Source organism: Ewingella americana (assembly GCF_006438725.1).
GTDB classification, from domain to species: Bacteria; Pseudomonadota; Gammaproteobacteria; order Enterobacterales; family Enterobacteriaceae; genus Ewingella; species Ewingella americana_A.
Genome location: NZ_RCZD01000004.1, coordinates 318,379 through 332,029, shown reverse-complemented (window position 1 = coordinate 332,029; position 13,651 = coordinate 318,379). Strand labels below are relative to the sequence as shown.

The following is a 13,651-nucleotide window of genomic DNA, read 5'->3' as shown; positions in this document are numbered from 1 at the left end:
GCAACAAAACACCACAGAAACCCGGACTACGTAAAAAAGAAAGCGCGCAATTTTATCACGTCGGGCCGGTTGCCGCATCGCTGATTCACAGGGTAGCAACAACCGGTAAGAAAGGTTATTCCGGCAAATTAAAATTGGCCAGCAGGTCCAGTGGATAACGCGCAGTGAGTTGATAACAACGGATGCTTTCCGCCACCAGAGGTGAACGCAACTGCGTCGAGCCGATAATTTCTTCGGCACTGGCCCAGATGCAGCGGTCTATTTCACTGTCCTGCGGCTCAGTCGACGGTTGTAGGTCAAGATCTATCACAAACGCGAAGCGCAGAAAGGGCGTGCCGTCTGGTGCCTGCCATTGATGCAATTTAAGGAAAGATTGCGGCTCAGCATGAATGCCTGTCTCTTCGTACAGTTCGCGCTTAGCGGCGCTGAACAAGGTTTCATTGGCTTCAAGATGACCGGCGGGCTGATTCCAGGTCACTTTGCCATTGACAGTTTCTTCGACAATCAAAAATTGCCCCTGCGACTGCACAACGCAGGCGACGGTAACATGCGGTTTAAACATCTGAGATCTCCTTCCATTGACCGGGTTGTAAATCACCGAGGGTAAATTCACCCATACTAAAGCGGATAAGACGCAAGGTCGGAAAACCCACGTGGGCGGTCATACGACGAACCTGCCGGTTACGGCCTTCATATAATGTTATTTTCAGCCAGGCGGTGGGAATGGTTTTTCGTTCGCGTATCGGCGGATTTCGAGGCCACAGCCACTGCGGTTCTTCTACAACCTCGACGCCTGCCGGTAGGGTTTTTCCATCGTTCAGCGCAACGCCGTCGCGTAATGCGCTGACGGAAGCGACATCCGGCACTCCCTCTACCTGCACAAAATAGACTTTGCCAGTGTGTTTGCCCGGTTGAGTCAGCGCCGCCTGCAGTTTGCCATCGTTGGTCAGTACCAGTAAACCTTCACTGTCGCGATCGAGGCGGCCTGCGGCGTATATGCCTGTTAATGAGATGTAGTCTTTGAGCGTGGCACGGCCTGCTTCGTCGGTAAACTGCGGCAGGACATCAAACGGCTTATTGAAAAGCAGCAGTTTACGCAGGCCATGTTGTGGCGGGTGTGTCCGCTCAGGCCGCTTGCTGAAACGGTTAACGTGGTGATTTTTAACAGAGATCGGTTTCATAGGCATTGAAGTCAGGGAGAATTAGCGCATTATACGTGAAAACGGTTTCAGATTGGCGCGCGGACATTATTCAAGTAATATCGATCCGCATCTTACAAATTTTTAACAAAAATGCGCTCGAAGGAGAGGTTAATGGAAAGCAAAGTAGTGGTTCCGGCAGAAGGTAAAAAGATTACAGTTGATGCCCAGGGTAAACTGATCGTTCCTAATAATCCTATTATCCCGTTCATCGAAGGCGACGGTATTGGCGTTGACGTTACCCCTGCCATGATCAAAGTGGTAGATGCAGCCGTTAAAAAAGCCTATAAGGGCGAACGTAAAATTTCCTGGATGGAAATTTACACTGGTGAGAAATCGGTAGAACTGTACGGTCAAGATGTATGGTTGCCAGAAGAGACGCTGGACCTGATCCGCGATTACCGCGTTGCCATCAAAGGCCCACTGACCACACCCGTCGGTGGTGGTATCCGTTCCCTGAACGTTGCCCTGCGCCAACAGCTTGATCTCTATATCTGCCTGCGCCCGGTACGTTATTACACCGGTACACCTAGCCCGGTAAAACGCCCGGAAGACACCGACATGGTGATTTTCCGTGAGAACTCCGAAGATATCTACGCAGGTATTGAATGGAAAGCCGGTTCTGCTGAAGCCGACAAAGTGATCAAATTCCTGCAAGAAGAAATGGGCGTGAAGAAAATCCGTTTCCCACAGGAATGCGGCATCGGTATCAAGCCTTGCTCTGAAGAAGGCACCAAACGTCTGGTTCGTGCTGCCATCGAATACACCATTACTAACGATCGTGATTCCCTGACTTTGGTTCACAAAGGCAACATCATGAAGTTCACCGAAGGTGCATTCAAAGATTGGGGTTACCAGCTGGCTCGTGAAGAGTTTGGTGGTGAGCTTATCGACGGCGGCCCATGGGTAAAAATCAAGAACCCGAACAACGGCAAAGATATCATCATTAAAGACGTGATTGCTGATGCCTTCCTGCAACAGATTCTGTTGCGTCCGGCTGAATATGACGTCATTGCCTGTATGAACCTGAATGGTGACTACATTTCTGACGCCCTGGCGGCGCAGGTTGGCGGCATCGGTATCGCACCGGGCGCTAACATCGGTTCTGATTGCGCACTGTTTGAAGCAACTCACGGCACGGCACCAAAATATGCAGGCCAGGATAAAGTGAACCCAGGTTCAATTATTCTTTCTGCAGAAATGATGTTGCGTCATATGGAATGGTTCGAAGCGGCAGACCTGATCGTTAAAGGCATGCAAGGCGCGATTGCTAAGAAAACCGTGACCTATGATTTCGAACGTCAAATGGAAGGCGCTAAACTGCTGAAATGTTCAGAGTTTGGTGACGCGATGATCGCAAATATGTAATTGCGGCATTGTTAAAATGAACATCGGGGGCAGTGCGCCCCCTTTATTTTTCAACCCTTCTAAATTTCTTCTGCAAAACCCTTCTGCAAAACCGATTGAAAATCATACCAATTAAATTGCCAAAACAACCCAGTCTTTGCCCCGATCATCGTTATACCTATCAGTCATCATCTGACTTTTGTGTCCTAATAACTTCTGAGTATCTATGCCTTGTGTCCGGTAAAGACGTTCCGATATTTTATGTTTTTAAACGTTCAATGATGCGGAACTGAAGTATTTGTGCGCATCACCGTGGATTAGCAAATCAAATTCAACAATTAGGCTGCCAATTGGCAGCTTTTTTTATATTTGCCTCCAGTCGGCCGGCTTTACGCCCAATAAAAAAATGGGTCCTTCCCCGGACTTTTTTAACTCACGGGCATTGCGCGCCGCGTTCTGCGCCTAGCTATAAAATTTTGAAATTTAGGTAACAGGTAACAACTGAGGTAACAAATGAACCAGTCAGATTTTGCCAAACTTCACGACGTCAGCCGCAAGACGGTAACAACGTGGAAGGCCCGTGGTTGGCTGGTTCTTGATGGTGACGACATCGATGTTGAAGCATCAAATGCCAACATTGCTCGCTACCGAAAAACTGTTACACGCGCCGAGAAAAAAAACGATAAAAGTGCAACAGGTAACAAACAGGGTAACAAAGTAGGTAACAAGTCCAAGGGTAACAACTTAGATAACAAATCTGCGAGTGACCCCGAAGATTCACCGACGAAAATTGTTGAACGCATGGTCGCAGAACGCGACGCCAAAATGACACTTGACGGGGCCAGAACGTTGAAATAAAACTTTCTGGCGCTATTAACTCAGCTCGAGTACGAGATCAAATCAGGCCAGGTGCTGCCATACAAAGATATGATCTCTGCCGTTGGACAAGAATATTCCCGCATGCGTACCCGTCTTATTGCGATTGCTCCCGAACATGGCCCCCGTCTGCGGGTACGGTGACCGCTCAAACGCTATTGTGATCGCCTCCGGGCATAAAGGCAGCCGAAAGACCGGCCTTAATCCGGGTGAAACTATCCTATACAACCTGTGGGGGATGCACATGAAGCTGAGCGAAACGGGGATAGAAATTGATGCTAATGGCCAGCCGGCGAAAGTCATCAACTCGACGAAGGTGACCATCGTTGCCTCAGAAGAAATCTATGCCGACACGCCGGTGCTAAAATGCACGGGTGATATTATTGATAACGCAGGCAGTAACACCACTACCCTGAAAAATTTGCGCGATACCTACAACGGGCACAATCATGTTGTGGAAAATGTGCAGAGCGGCAGTTCATCACCGACCAGTGAGAAACCGGGGGAGCAGGTTTAATGACAGACATAACAACGCTCTGGAACGCGGAACAATCCGTCGGTGATTAGGTTGAGGCGTCAGGCGACCTGCAGGAGGGCAACGATCTCGACACCGCCATCCTGATCAGCCTCTTTACCGATTGGCTGGCGCGGGCAGACGATGAATATGACGGAGAGGACCGGCGCGGGTGGTGGGGTGATATTGAACAGGAATACCCGATTGGTTCCAGGCTTTGGCTTCTTCGCCGCCAAAAGCTCACTGTGGCCACGGCTAATAAGGCAGAAAGTTATGCCTCGGAGGCCCTGAAGTGGCTCATCGATGACGGCATAGTTGCGGGGATTACCCCAGTCACCCAGATAGTGTATGACATCACGATCTCTGTTTTTAGAGAGGCTCGCGTAGGGATGTCTGTTTGTGGTGATGCGTTAAATGGAGAGAATTGGCCCTTTACCCGGCTGGTCACCGCACCGAAAACGACGATCACTTATGCTCAGGCCGGGATGTCTTATTGCGGAGACCCTCTACGGTCTTGGGGTAATAAGCGCCTGGAATGCAGGCTCACTGGTCTGGCTCCCTCACACACCATCGTGAAGTTTGGTTATTCCTCTTAATTGATTTTTTATTCAACTTTAAGCGCCTTTACTGGCGAGGATTTTTTATGCAAAAAATTGGAAGTATTACGTCCACAGCGGATGCCAACGGCGAATGGACAAATGGCAATGTTGCTGCAGGAACGCTGCCGACAATATTAGATGCCGCCTGGTTTAATACGGTCCAGCGTGAATTAGCCGATGTCGTTACTGCTGGTGGTTTATCCTTAGATTCAAGCAATGATGCTCAAGTTTTGGCAGCGTTGAAATTGCTTATCTGACCAATGAGCGGGATGCTTGTGAAAATATCTGTGGAATTGGTTCTTTTTGATTAGAATTGGAAATATATAAATGGGTTAAATCCGTGTTCTACTATGGAGATGCAAGATAGGAAATAAACAATCAGGCTGTAGGCGCCAATAACTACTGGGTGTTTGAACAAAGTATCTCTGAATTTATAAAAAACTCTGTCTTTCAGTAGGCAAATGGTAAGCGAAAGTATTAGTATAAATATGACCTTCGGGTCTGCTAAACCTAAATTAGCCTCCGTCCATATCTGAACATTATCACCAATATTAAACATCGCTCTAAAAAATGTTTTAGTTTCTGCGAGGTCGACGCTACGGAACGGCACCCAAAGTAATGTTGTCAAAACCAGTAATGGAATGCTGCCAAGTTTTAATTTTTCCAACTTAATTATCCCCATTCGTTCAAGGATAATTAATAACCCATGGCCTACACCCCAGATGAGAAATGTATAAGCGGCACCATGCCATAAGCCACATACAACGAATACCACAAATAGATTTCGGTAGGTTTTCAACTCAGTACTTCTATTGCCGCCGAGAGGGATATATACATAATCGCGCAACCACCGCGATAGAGTCATATGCCAGCGCTTCCAGAACTCAGTTATAGTATTGGCGGCATACGGTCGGTTAAAGTTGCGAGGGAATCGAAATCCGACCATTCTAGCCATACCGATCGCCATATCTGTATACCCTGAAAAGTCAAAGTATATTTGGAAAGAGTAACATATTGAGCTAAGCCACGCTGAGTATGTCGTAATAATGGCAATCGGATTATGCGTTGCATCGACTACGACGCCGAGCGGATCGGCTATCAGTGTTTTTTTTGCAAGACCTATAGAGAAAATCACCATGCCCCAAAAAACATCACTTTTAATTAGTCGTCGATGTTTTACATCAAGTTGTTGCTTTATCTCTGAGTATCTTACTAAAGGACCAGCAATTAAATGAGGAAAAAGAGAAATGTAGACAGCGAATTTTTTCAGGTCTTTTTCTGGTGTTATTTTTTTATGATAAACATCAGTTATGTATGAAATGAAATGGAAAACATAAAATGAAATCCCAAGAGGAAGCACCAAGTGCAGATCTTTGATTTTGGTAATATAATTAAAACCAAACAAATCATTTATAATACTAGCAAAGAAAATAAGATATTTAAAAAAAACAAGTGGAGCAATGTTTGCAATTATTGTAAACAACAATACATATTTTTCCAGGGAGTCTCCTCCATCTTTGTATATAGCGCCTATTTTCAATGCAGCCAACCAATTTATTAAAAGAAGAACACCGGCAACCGCTACTAAAGAACCCACTCCAAGCAAGTAAAATAAAATGCTTGCAAGCAAAATAAACCCATTGCGCATAATTATGGGCAGTAAAAAGTAAATTGCAAGAAATAATGGAAAGAAAATAAATAAGAATGCCGGTGATGAGAAAACCATTTTTTAAATTCCTTTCCTATATTGACTCTTGAAATATAACCAGTGCCCGGGCTGAATGTCCAAAATTTGAACAATGAGATACTTACATCTTCCCTCTATTAACTTTGGAACATCTGACAACGGACGATTTCTATCCAACTTAGTAAACTTGCTAAAGAAATCAGTCACGCCAACATCTAACATTCCATCGCTAAAGCTATTTCCAAACATGCATGTTTCCGGGAGTAACCCATTTCCCTGCACAGCATCAGTTTCGAACTCAAGACCTGTCTGAGCAACATTCAATCGACTTATTTTATGAATTGGGAGCCACGTTTTCTTAACATCCGGCTCCATCACATGCTCATCGGCTATAAGGCGCGATGAAAATCTCGCATCAGATCCAAGGAACGGAATATATTCAATTTCGAGCTTATGATTCCAAACCAAAGGAGATTTCTCTTTAGTCGCAATGCGATTTACTAGATCGCGAGATATATAGTATGCAGATACATTCGTCCAATGAAAGTCTTGCGTATAAAACGTACTATATTCACCTGGGACAGACTTGATCAATTGGTCAACGTCAATAATATTCAGTCTCGAGTCTGCTTTCAGGGCGTTGTAGAAATGCATAAAATTACTGTTTTGCGGAACGTGAGGGGCAAAAAATGGAAGCCGATCTTTAACAAAGTATTCTTTTTGCATGGGAGTAATGAAATATGTTGTAACTCCCTGCTTTTTAAGGTCTTCAGTAAAGGAAGCCATGCCATTTATAATGGCACTCCTGCTTTCTGAGGAAGCCATTTCCCTTTCAGTGGCTGGCAACTCATTATCAAGGAGGTTTCTCCCATAGATATAGTTGTCAGAACCATAATAGACGCGGGTTGATGACCCGAAAAGCCTATAATCCAATTCATTCTTGGATCTGATGAAAAAATCTCTAAGCCCCATGTGATCGTTAAACCATTTTTCAAAGTGGCCATAATTTTTATCAATCGCATACCAAGAGCCATCCCACTGTGTAGGAAATGGGGTCAAGATACGCATTTCCTGCACTTGCTCTACTTTGGATGAATACCAGTCACTAAGTGATTTAATCGCTGGGAATGCATTTGTTAGGGGGCCAAAAAGTGCTGGTGACTGAAGTATCGCTAAGACAATAGGCAGAAAACTTACAGAAAACATAATCCATACAAAGATCATATGAGGTCTTGATCTGTGGTTAGAATCAGGCAGCGTCCCATACTTATTCTTGGTCATTTAACGTATCGTTCCTTGTTATCAAATAGCATCATTGTGCTCGTCTTAATTAGCGCAGTAATTCTTGATAAAACTCTTTTACGGCTATTGATATGGATATCATGATAGTCAGCTATGTTAGCCAAGCCAACAGATGCATACACCACAGCCTGTCTGTGTGCCGTTAATGATTTCACAGTGTCAACCCTGAAAAATTTCAGCGGATCTTACCATTTGAGGTTCATCTTACAACCTTTCAGATCACAGAGAATCGAGATAGTCGGCATACCACTGCATCATCTCTGCGCGTTCCGGCAACTACTGCGCGTGATTATAGATGCCTCGTATTTTATCTTTCGATACGTGTGCGAGTTGCCTTTCTATATAGTCAGCTGGGAATTTTTAGGATGGTGCATCATCTGATGCCGGTGTCCTGCGTGATCCAGCGTACACGATGCGGGTAAAAGTATAAACGAATCTATGGGGCATGCATGGAGCATAGATATTTCACACATGTGCATTGTCGTGAACAGAAGCCGGAAAGTGACTCGTCTAATTTACTGAAAAATCACGCATGCGCAAGAGTATACGTATTGAGCCTTCTTCACCTTACTAAATTGCAGCATACACAATATGCTTAGAGGGATTTTCCTTATTTTGCTCAAATCCTTTCAAAACGATTTCACGGCCATCATCCAGTTTTAAAATCTGATTTCCTTCCAGCTCACCAAAATACAACAGGTGTACAGCACCCGGAACAATATCGATTTTGACCTCACTCAAAAGGTCACCATTGACGTCGTAAAGATGAGTTTTTTTGTCATATACGAGCGGAGGCATTTTTTATCCTTTTAGAATGAATCAGGATAGGATAAACGCCAAAATTCTTTCTGCAAAACTAAATTTATTCTAAGTAAAATCAAATATTTACAAACACCAGCTTTTGCATATAAAGAGATAAGGTAAGTAGGCTATTCGCATTATAAATCAATGTATTACCTTATTTGTATCGCTCTGATGTTGCGTCATATGGAATGGTTCGAAGCGGCAGACCTGATCGTTAAAGGCATGCAAGGCGCGATTGCTAAGAAAACCGTGACCTATGATTTCGAACGTCAAATGGAAGGCGCTAAACTGCTGAAATGTTCAGAGTTTGGTGACGCGATGATCGCAAATATGTAATTCGGATTTGCGGATTCACCCAAACGGGAGCTAAGAAAGCTCCCGTTTTTTATTGCTCAACCGTCTTGGGGAATTCACAACATGGACAGCTAGTTAAGGTTGTCATTACCTAATTTAACCACTGCTAAACTATCTTTTATGTAAATAGAGTAGTCTTTATTTGAAACAACCGGAGCTATGTTCTCTTTTACAATGTTTTCAATATTTTGTTTATTGCCCTGTTCGTCACCATAACCATGTGACATTTGTGGTATTCCTTTATTAATGAGTTGAAATGAGGCAAGGAATTCAGTAGCAGGACTAAGGAAATAGCCAATTAGTGGCTTGTTTTCTATTAGCAACTTTGTCCGCTCATTAATATTTACTTGACCCACAGTTCCAATTGATTTTATATTTTTATAGTTAAGGATATCTCTTGCTACCATGCTAAAAACAAAATCCTCGTAATCACGTTGAGATTTTAGAGCGCTACTAAGTTGAGCGCTGAAAGCAAAGGTTGTAATTATAGGGATCAATGCTAAATATCTAAATTTAGGGCAGAGTTCAACGATTAAAATTGCGATGATCACAAACAGTACTGAGAAGGATATCAGTGTTCTTGGCAACACAGGAGCCTCCTGCAGGAAGATAGTTGGTCCCAATAGAGAAAACGAAAAAATAAAAACTGACGCTATGGTGAACGTAATAAATATCAATAACTTTTTTTTGCTGTGGAAAAATTTAGTCATTGAAAATGAAAGCGCGATCAATATAGGTATTGCAAAATAAATATATACAGGACCATGGAAGTAAGATGAAACAAGTTCATAGAGATTTTTTATAGAATTGGATAAGCGTTTTAAACCTTCAGAGTTAGGAGATATTAGCTCTGCACGCGAGTTGTTTTTAGTGGAAAAAAATAGCATATAACAAATGTAAAAAAATATAAACTCTGCAGCTTTTCTTATGACGAGTTTTATTGAATCGTATGTGGATGAATTATTTCTAATCCCCAGGATCATAATGTCTGCTGCAAGTAACCCGATAAATATGTTTGCACATGGCTGATATAGTGTTAAAGCAGTAATGCCTGATATTATTTTTATCGTTCTCTCACGAATTATGCTTTTATCTCTATAAGTATACGCTAAAACGGCTAAGTAGAAGGCAATAGCCATTCCTAAAGAATCATATCTGTAGGCGATATTTTGCAATATGTAGGGATTGAAGACTAAAAGGGCGGCAACGAAAATTGTGTGTGGAACGTCCATTCTATTTAAATGCTTGCTGAGCAATAAAGATGAAGCACCTAAAAATACGCAAGATGCAAGCATGGTATATGGGAATAGGTCAAGATTATAGTGACCGCTGGCAGAGAGGATTCTCATTAGAATATCTGCCATGGGCCTACCTAAACCACGCCACCCATATTGTCCAGTGATGGCTCTGTCCAAATCATCTCTGTAAAATACCCCCGCGTTGATAAGAGGATATATGAATAGCAGAGCTACCCCCGAGTAGAACGCTAAGGTCTTCTGGTCATTTTTACAAATCATTTAAAATCTCATCTCATCTTTTTATTATGTAACGAGGCCTATGCTTGGTCTCAATATAAATTCTACCGATATACTCTCCCAGCACACCGATTCCGATTAGTTGCACTCCACCCAAAAAGAGTATCGATACTAAAATAGAAGGGTAGCCATGCACAGGGTTGCCAAATGCCAAAGTATCTACGATCATCCAGGTGCCGTATAAGAAGGACATCGCCGCTACGCATAGCCCGATGTATGTCCAAATACGAAGAGGGAGGGTAGAGAATGATGTGATCCCTTCAATGGCTAGATTCCATAGTTTCCAGCCATTGAACTTTGTTTTTCCTGCTATGCGTTCTGCACGGGTATACTCAATAATATCAGTCCGGCCGCCTACCCATGAAAGCACACCTTTCATAAATAGGTTCCGCTCTTGAATGAGTTTAATATTTTCGACCATCTCTCGTGACATCAGGCGAAAATCGCCTACGTTCCCTTCTATTTTTGGGTCACTTATTTTATTGTGAATTTTGTAGAACCATTCTGCTGATTTGCGTTTTAGGTGTCCATCGCAGCTTCGATCAATTCGTTTAGCGAGTACTGTATCCGCTCCCGCTTGCCACTTTTCTATAAGCAGAGGGATAACCTCAATAGGGTCTTGCAGATCTACGTCAATGGGAATTACTGCATTTCCGCTCGCATGCTCAAGTCCAGCAAACAATGCAGATTCTTTGCCGAAATTACGTGTAAAGGAAAGAGCAACCACAAGAGGATCCACTACGGAAAGAGCACGAATAATCGACTCTGTGGCATCTTTACTGCCATCATTGATAAAAACTATTTCAACCTCATAACCTGTGAATCCGTGAAATTCGCGCACTGATTTATAAAAAATTGGTATAGCATCCTCCTCATTGAGTAGGGGAACTACCAGGGAAATTCTCACGCTTTATGACTCCGAAAAACGATGAATTTAGAATAAAAGAACCCGCAAACTAAGCTGATTACTGAAAAGACGATAAGGGTGAATATTGGCTGGATACGGTATGAGTCTGACGCCCATCCTACTGCGTAACTCAGCATGCCCATGAATCCAACGTAAAGCAGGTAACGCAAGGTCGTGGTTTGTGCTTTGAACGTTAATCGTGCATTGGCAAAAAAAGAGAATGAAACTGCGAGCGAGAATGCCGCAAAGTTGCACAAAGCTTGGCTGGTTACACCTATAAATATAAGTACAAAGAATGTGACCCAGTGGATAAGTGTGTTGACTACCCCGACCGATGCATAACGTAAAAAAGTATTCAATCGAAAAATTCGCAAAATTGAGTTTGTAGCATTTTGCCATTGCATGATGCCGATGACAAAACTATATGAGAATTTTCCTGAAGATGGGGGGAATAACTGACCTTGAGTTATGGATCATGGCTGAAAACCAGACGGCCGCCGAAACCAGGTTTCTTGAGAATTTCGTGATGGTTTCAATACCTGTGGCGTAGAGGCCAAAGCCAGGGCTGTCGCCTCGAAATGGCAGACGTTTTTTTGCCCATCTTCTTGTGCAGAAGAGCCGACGGTGGTAAACATTAGCCACTTTTTTCTCCGGGGCCATTACCTTGTCACGTTCATCTTTTTTCAGCGTCTTTTTTCGTCTCGATCTACGTCGCCTGATCCTGATTCTGGCCGTGACCAGTGCTTTTGTGACCCTGGCGAACAGTTTCTATGCCAGTTACAGTGTGCAGCGGCAGTTGCTTATCGACAATACGCTGGAAGCTAATCGGGTTTATGCCACTAAACTTGCATCCAGCACTGAGCTTTTTATCCTTAGCATGCAAAAACAGCTGTCCTACAGCAGCCGTATTGCAGCGGCTAAGTTTGACGATACTGCCGCCCTGCAGGCAGAAACTGCACGTCTGAAATACCAGAGTGACAGTTTTAACTCGGTGGGGATCACCGATGCGCAGGGTTTTATCCGCGCCACATCTCCTGACAGCCTGCAATTAATGGGACGCAAGCTGAGCACCCCCGGTGCCCTCGAAGCCCTGAAACTGCGCCGACCGTTGATCAGCAAGCCCTATATTTCGGCCGCCAATAATCTGGTAATCAATATTTCCACCCCGATCATTACCGCTGAGGGCCTTTACCGCGGATATATTGGCGGCACTATTTACTTACGCCAAAAAAGCATACTTAACGAATTGCTGGGGGAGCACTATTACCGCGATGGTTCCTACATTGTGGTACTTGATCGCAACCGGCGGATCCTCTACCACCATGACCCTGCGCGCATCGGTGAAGTGCTGGCGCCTAAACCGATTACATACGCTGTCAGAAATGTGTCAAATGGCAGCATGACGATGGTCAATACTGTGGGTGAGCCCGTATTGGCGGGCTATGCGGTGGTGCCTTCAACCGGGTGGGCTATCATTACGATCAGGCCGACAGACTCGACCCTTAAACCGTTGCAGGGGCTGATGTTTAAGGTGCTGCGTCACTTAACGCCGCTGGCGTTATTAACGCTGTTGTGCGTCTGGATCCTGTCGCGTTTGATTGCGCGACCGCTCCGTCAGTTGGCAAGCAGTGCCAATAACATGGACAAACCGGACATCTCTAATAGCATCCGTTTGATACCCGATTGGTATTTTGAGGCGACGCAGCTCAAGCGTGCATTGCTGGTTGGCATCAGTTTGCTGCAAAAAAAAATCGGCAAGCTGAAGTTTGAAGTACAAACCGATCCGATGACCGGATTGTTCAATCGACGCGGGCTGGCGAGCGCACTGGAGTATATTCAGCAAATGAAGCTGAATTTTTCAGTGATTGCATTGGATATCGACCATTTCAAAAAGATCAACGATACCCATGGTCATGATGTAGGTGATGAGGTGATCAAGCAACTGGCCCAGCAAATTCGTGCAGGTTCGCGAGAGAGCGATATCCTGTGCCGTAACGGTGGGGAAGAGTTTCTGATGGTATTGCCAGGTACGTCACTTGAAGTGGCAACGTTAATTGCTGAACGTTTGCGCCAAAGTGTCGAAGAGATGCAGATACCACAGGCCAGTAAGATCACCATCTCTTTGGGTGTTGCTGCGGGGGGCCATGGTAAGAATCAGGTCGAGCGGGTACTGAAAAAAGCGGATGAAGCGCTGTATCGTGCTAAGCAGGAAGGGCGAAACCGGGTAGTCTCGCCGTCTTAAACTGAGTGATTAAGTGAGTAAAACGTGGTGCCATGCAGTGAATATGCGACTATTTTCCCGCCGCTTTAGCCTGCTCGGCCTTGGCTTTTGCCGCCATATGATGGCCCACGGCGCAACCGGCCATGGCCCCGAGAACGGCATGATGCTCAAGATGTCCTGCAACTCCGCCAACGACAGCCCCTTTAATGCAACCGGCCGCATGAGCCAATGAGCTTGCTGAAAGCATCAGTGCTAAAGCCAGAGTTGTAACCGTATTTCTTGCCATAAATCTCATCTCACTCTTCA

General features: G+C 44.5%; 14 protein-coding genes and 4 pseudogenes. 8 read left to right on the top strand and 10 right to left on the bottom strand.

Annotation, left to right across the window (positions count from 1 at the left end; translation table 11 throughout):
* Positions 1 to 115: 115 nt before the first annotated feature.
* The gene (locus tag EAH77_RS09685; RefSeq protein WP_140472071.1) at positions 116 to 562 is read right to left on the bottom strand and encodes an NUDIX hydrolase; all 447 of its coding nucleotides are present in this window, start codon (positions 560 to 562) and stop codon (positions 116 to 118) included.
* Positions 555 to 1,181: a 23S rRNA pseudouridine(2457) synthase RluE gene (gene rluE, locus EAH77_RS09680; protein ID WP_140472069.1), complete on the bottom strand. Its 627-nt coding sequence runs from the start codon at positions 1,179 to 1,181 to the stop codon at positions 555 to 557. The genes EAH77_RS09685 and rluE overlap by 8 nt, the downstream gene beginning before the upstream one ends.
* Positions 1,182 to 1,313: 132 nt before the next feature.
* On the opposite strand from rluE, the gene icd reads away from it, so the two are divergent.
* Positions 1,314 to 2,567, top strand: coding sequence for an NADP-dependent isocitrate dehydrogenase (gene icd / locus EAH77_RS09675; protein WP_140472067.1), 1,254 nt, complete (start codon positions 1,314 to 1,316; stop codon positions 2,565 to 2,567).
* Positions 2,568 to 2,678: 111 nt separating this feature from the next.
* On the opposite strand, the pseudogene EAH77_RS25515 reads toward icd, so the two are convergent.
* Positions 2,679 to 2,813 (bottom strand): annotated as a pseudogene (locus EAH77_RS25515) (integrase); the annotation flags it as partial.
* 246 nt (positions 2,814 to 3,059) lie between these two features.
* Between EAH77_RS25515 and EAH77_RS09665 the strand changes: the two are divergent.
* The 5 genes and pseudogenes from EAH77_RS09665 to EAH77_RS09650 form a co-directional block, all read left to right on the top strand.
* Positions 3,060 to 3,404, top strand: coding sequence for a hypothetical protein (locus EAH77_RS09665; protein ID WP_241673431.1), 345 nt, complete (start codon positions 3,060 to 3,062; stop codon positions 3,402 to 3,404).
* 262 nt (positions 3,405 to 3,666) lie between these two features.
* Positions 3,667 to 3,939 carry a hypothetical protein gene (locus EAH77_RS09660; protein ID WP_241673430.1) on the top strand — a complete coding sequence of 91 codons (273 nt, stop codon included), beginning with the start codon at positions 3,667 to 3,669 and terminating at the stop codon, positions 3,937 to 3,939.
* A gap of 68 nt (positions 3,940 to 4,007) precedes the next feature.
* Positions 4,008 to 4,217 (top strand): annotated as a pseudogene (locus tag EAH77_RS25795) (phage GP46 family protein); the annotation flags it as partial.
* A gap of 96 nt (positions 4,218 to 4,313) precedes the next feature.
* Positions 4,314 to 4,532 (top strand): annotated as a pseudogene (locus EAH77_RS25790) (YmfQ family protein); the annotation flags it as partial.
* A gap of 47 nt (positions 4,533 to 4,579) precedes the next feature.
* Positions 4,580 to 4,786 (top strand): annotated as a pseudogene (locus EAH77_RS09650) (hypothetical protein); the annotation flags it as partial.
* A 56-nt stretch (positions 4,787 to 4,842) separates the two neighbouring features.
* On the opposite strand, the gene EAH77_RS09645 reads toward EAH77_RS09650, so the two are convergent.
* The 3 genes from EAH77_RS09645 to EAH77_RS09635 form a co-directional block, all read right to left on the bottom strand.
* Complete coding sequence (locus tag EAH77_RS09645; protein ID WP_140472063.1) at positions 4,843 to 6,261, bottom strand: MBOAT family O-acyltransferase; 1,419 nt, start codon at positions 6,259 to 6,261, stop codon at positions 4,843 to 4,845.
* Positions 6,262 to 6,264: 3 nt separating this feature from the next.
* A complete protein-coding gene (locus EAH77_RS09640; protein ID WP_206664883.1) occupies positions 6,265 to 7,503 on the bottom strand; it encodes an alginate O-acetyltransferase AlgX-related protein in 1,239 nt (412 codons plus the stop codon).
* A gap of 591 nt (positions 7,504 to 8,094) precedes the next feature.
* Positions 8,095 to 8,322 (bottom strand): hypothetical protein, encoded by a 228-nt coding sequence (locus tag EAH77_RS09635; RefSeq protein ID WP_140472061.1) that lies wholly within the window; start codon positions 8,320 to 8,322, stop codon positions 8,095 to 8,097.
* Between the two features lie 162 nt (positions 8,323 to 8,484).
* On the opposite strand from EAH77_RS09635, the gene EAH77_RS09630 reads away from it, so the two are divergent.
* Positions 8,485 to 8,664, top strand: a complete 180-nt coding sequence (locus tag EAH77_RS09630; protein ID WP_347237669.1) for an isocitrate/isopropylmalate family dehydrogenase — start codon at positions 8,485 to 8,487, stop codon at positions 8,662 to 8,664.
* An 89-nt stretch (positions 8,665 to 8,753) separates the two neighbouring features.
* On the opposite strand, the gene EAH77_RS09625 is transcribed toward EAH77_RS09630, so the two are convergent.
* Genes EAH77_RS09625 through EAH77_RS09615 form a run of 3 tightly spaced genes read right to left on the bottom strand, consistent with a single transcriptional unit; the run spans position 8,754 to position 11,528 of the window.
* Positions 8,754 to 10,199, bottom strand: coding sequence for a glucosyltransferase domain-containing protein (locus EAH77_RS09625; RefSeq protein WP_140472057.1), 1,446 nt, complete (start codon positions 10,197 to 10,199; stop codon positions 8,754 to 8,756).
* A 13-nt stretch (positions 10,200 to 10,212) separates the two neighbouring features.
* Positions 10,213 to 11,124: a glycosyltransferase family 2 protein gene (locus EAH77_RS09620; protein ID WP_140472055.1), complete on the bottom strand. Its 912-nt coding sequence runs from the start codon at positions 11,122 to 11,124 to the stop codon at positions 10,213 to 10,215.
* The gene (locus EAH77_RS09615; protein ID WP_140472053.1) at positions 11,121 to 11,528 is read right to left on the bottom strand and encodes a GtrA family protein; all 408 of its coding nucleotides are present in this window, start codon (positions 11,526 to 11,528) and stop codon (positions 11,121 to 11,123) included. The genes EAH77_RS09620 and EAH77_RS09615 overlap by 4 nt, the downstream gene beginning before the upstream one ends.
* A gap of 260 nt (positions 11,529 to 11,788) precedes the next feature.
* Here EAH77_RS09615 and EAH77_RS09610 point away from each other — a divergent pair, with 260 nt between their 5' ends.
* The gene (locus tag EAH77_RS09610) at positions 11,789 to 13,366 is read left to right on the top strand and encodes a sensor domain-containing diguanylate cyclase (RefSeq protein ID WP_241673429.1); all 1,578 of its coding nucleotides are present in this window, start codon (positions 11,789 to 11,791) and stop codon (positions 13,364 to 13,366) included.
* A 49-nt stretch (positions 13,367 to 13,415) separates the two neighbouring features.
* Here EAH77_RS09610 and EAH77_RS09605 read toward each other — a convergent pair whose 3' ends face one another.
* Positions 13,416 to 13,631 carry a hypothetical protein gene (locus tag EAH77_RS09605; protein ID WP_140472049.1) on the bottom strand — a complete coding sequence of 72 codons (216 nt, stop codon included), beginning with the start codon at positions 13,629 to 13,631 and terminating at the stop codon, positions 13,416 to 13,418.
* Positions 13,632 to 13,651 lie beyond the last annotated feature (20 nt).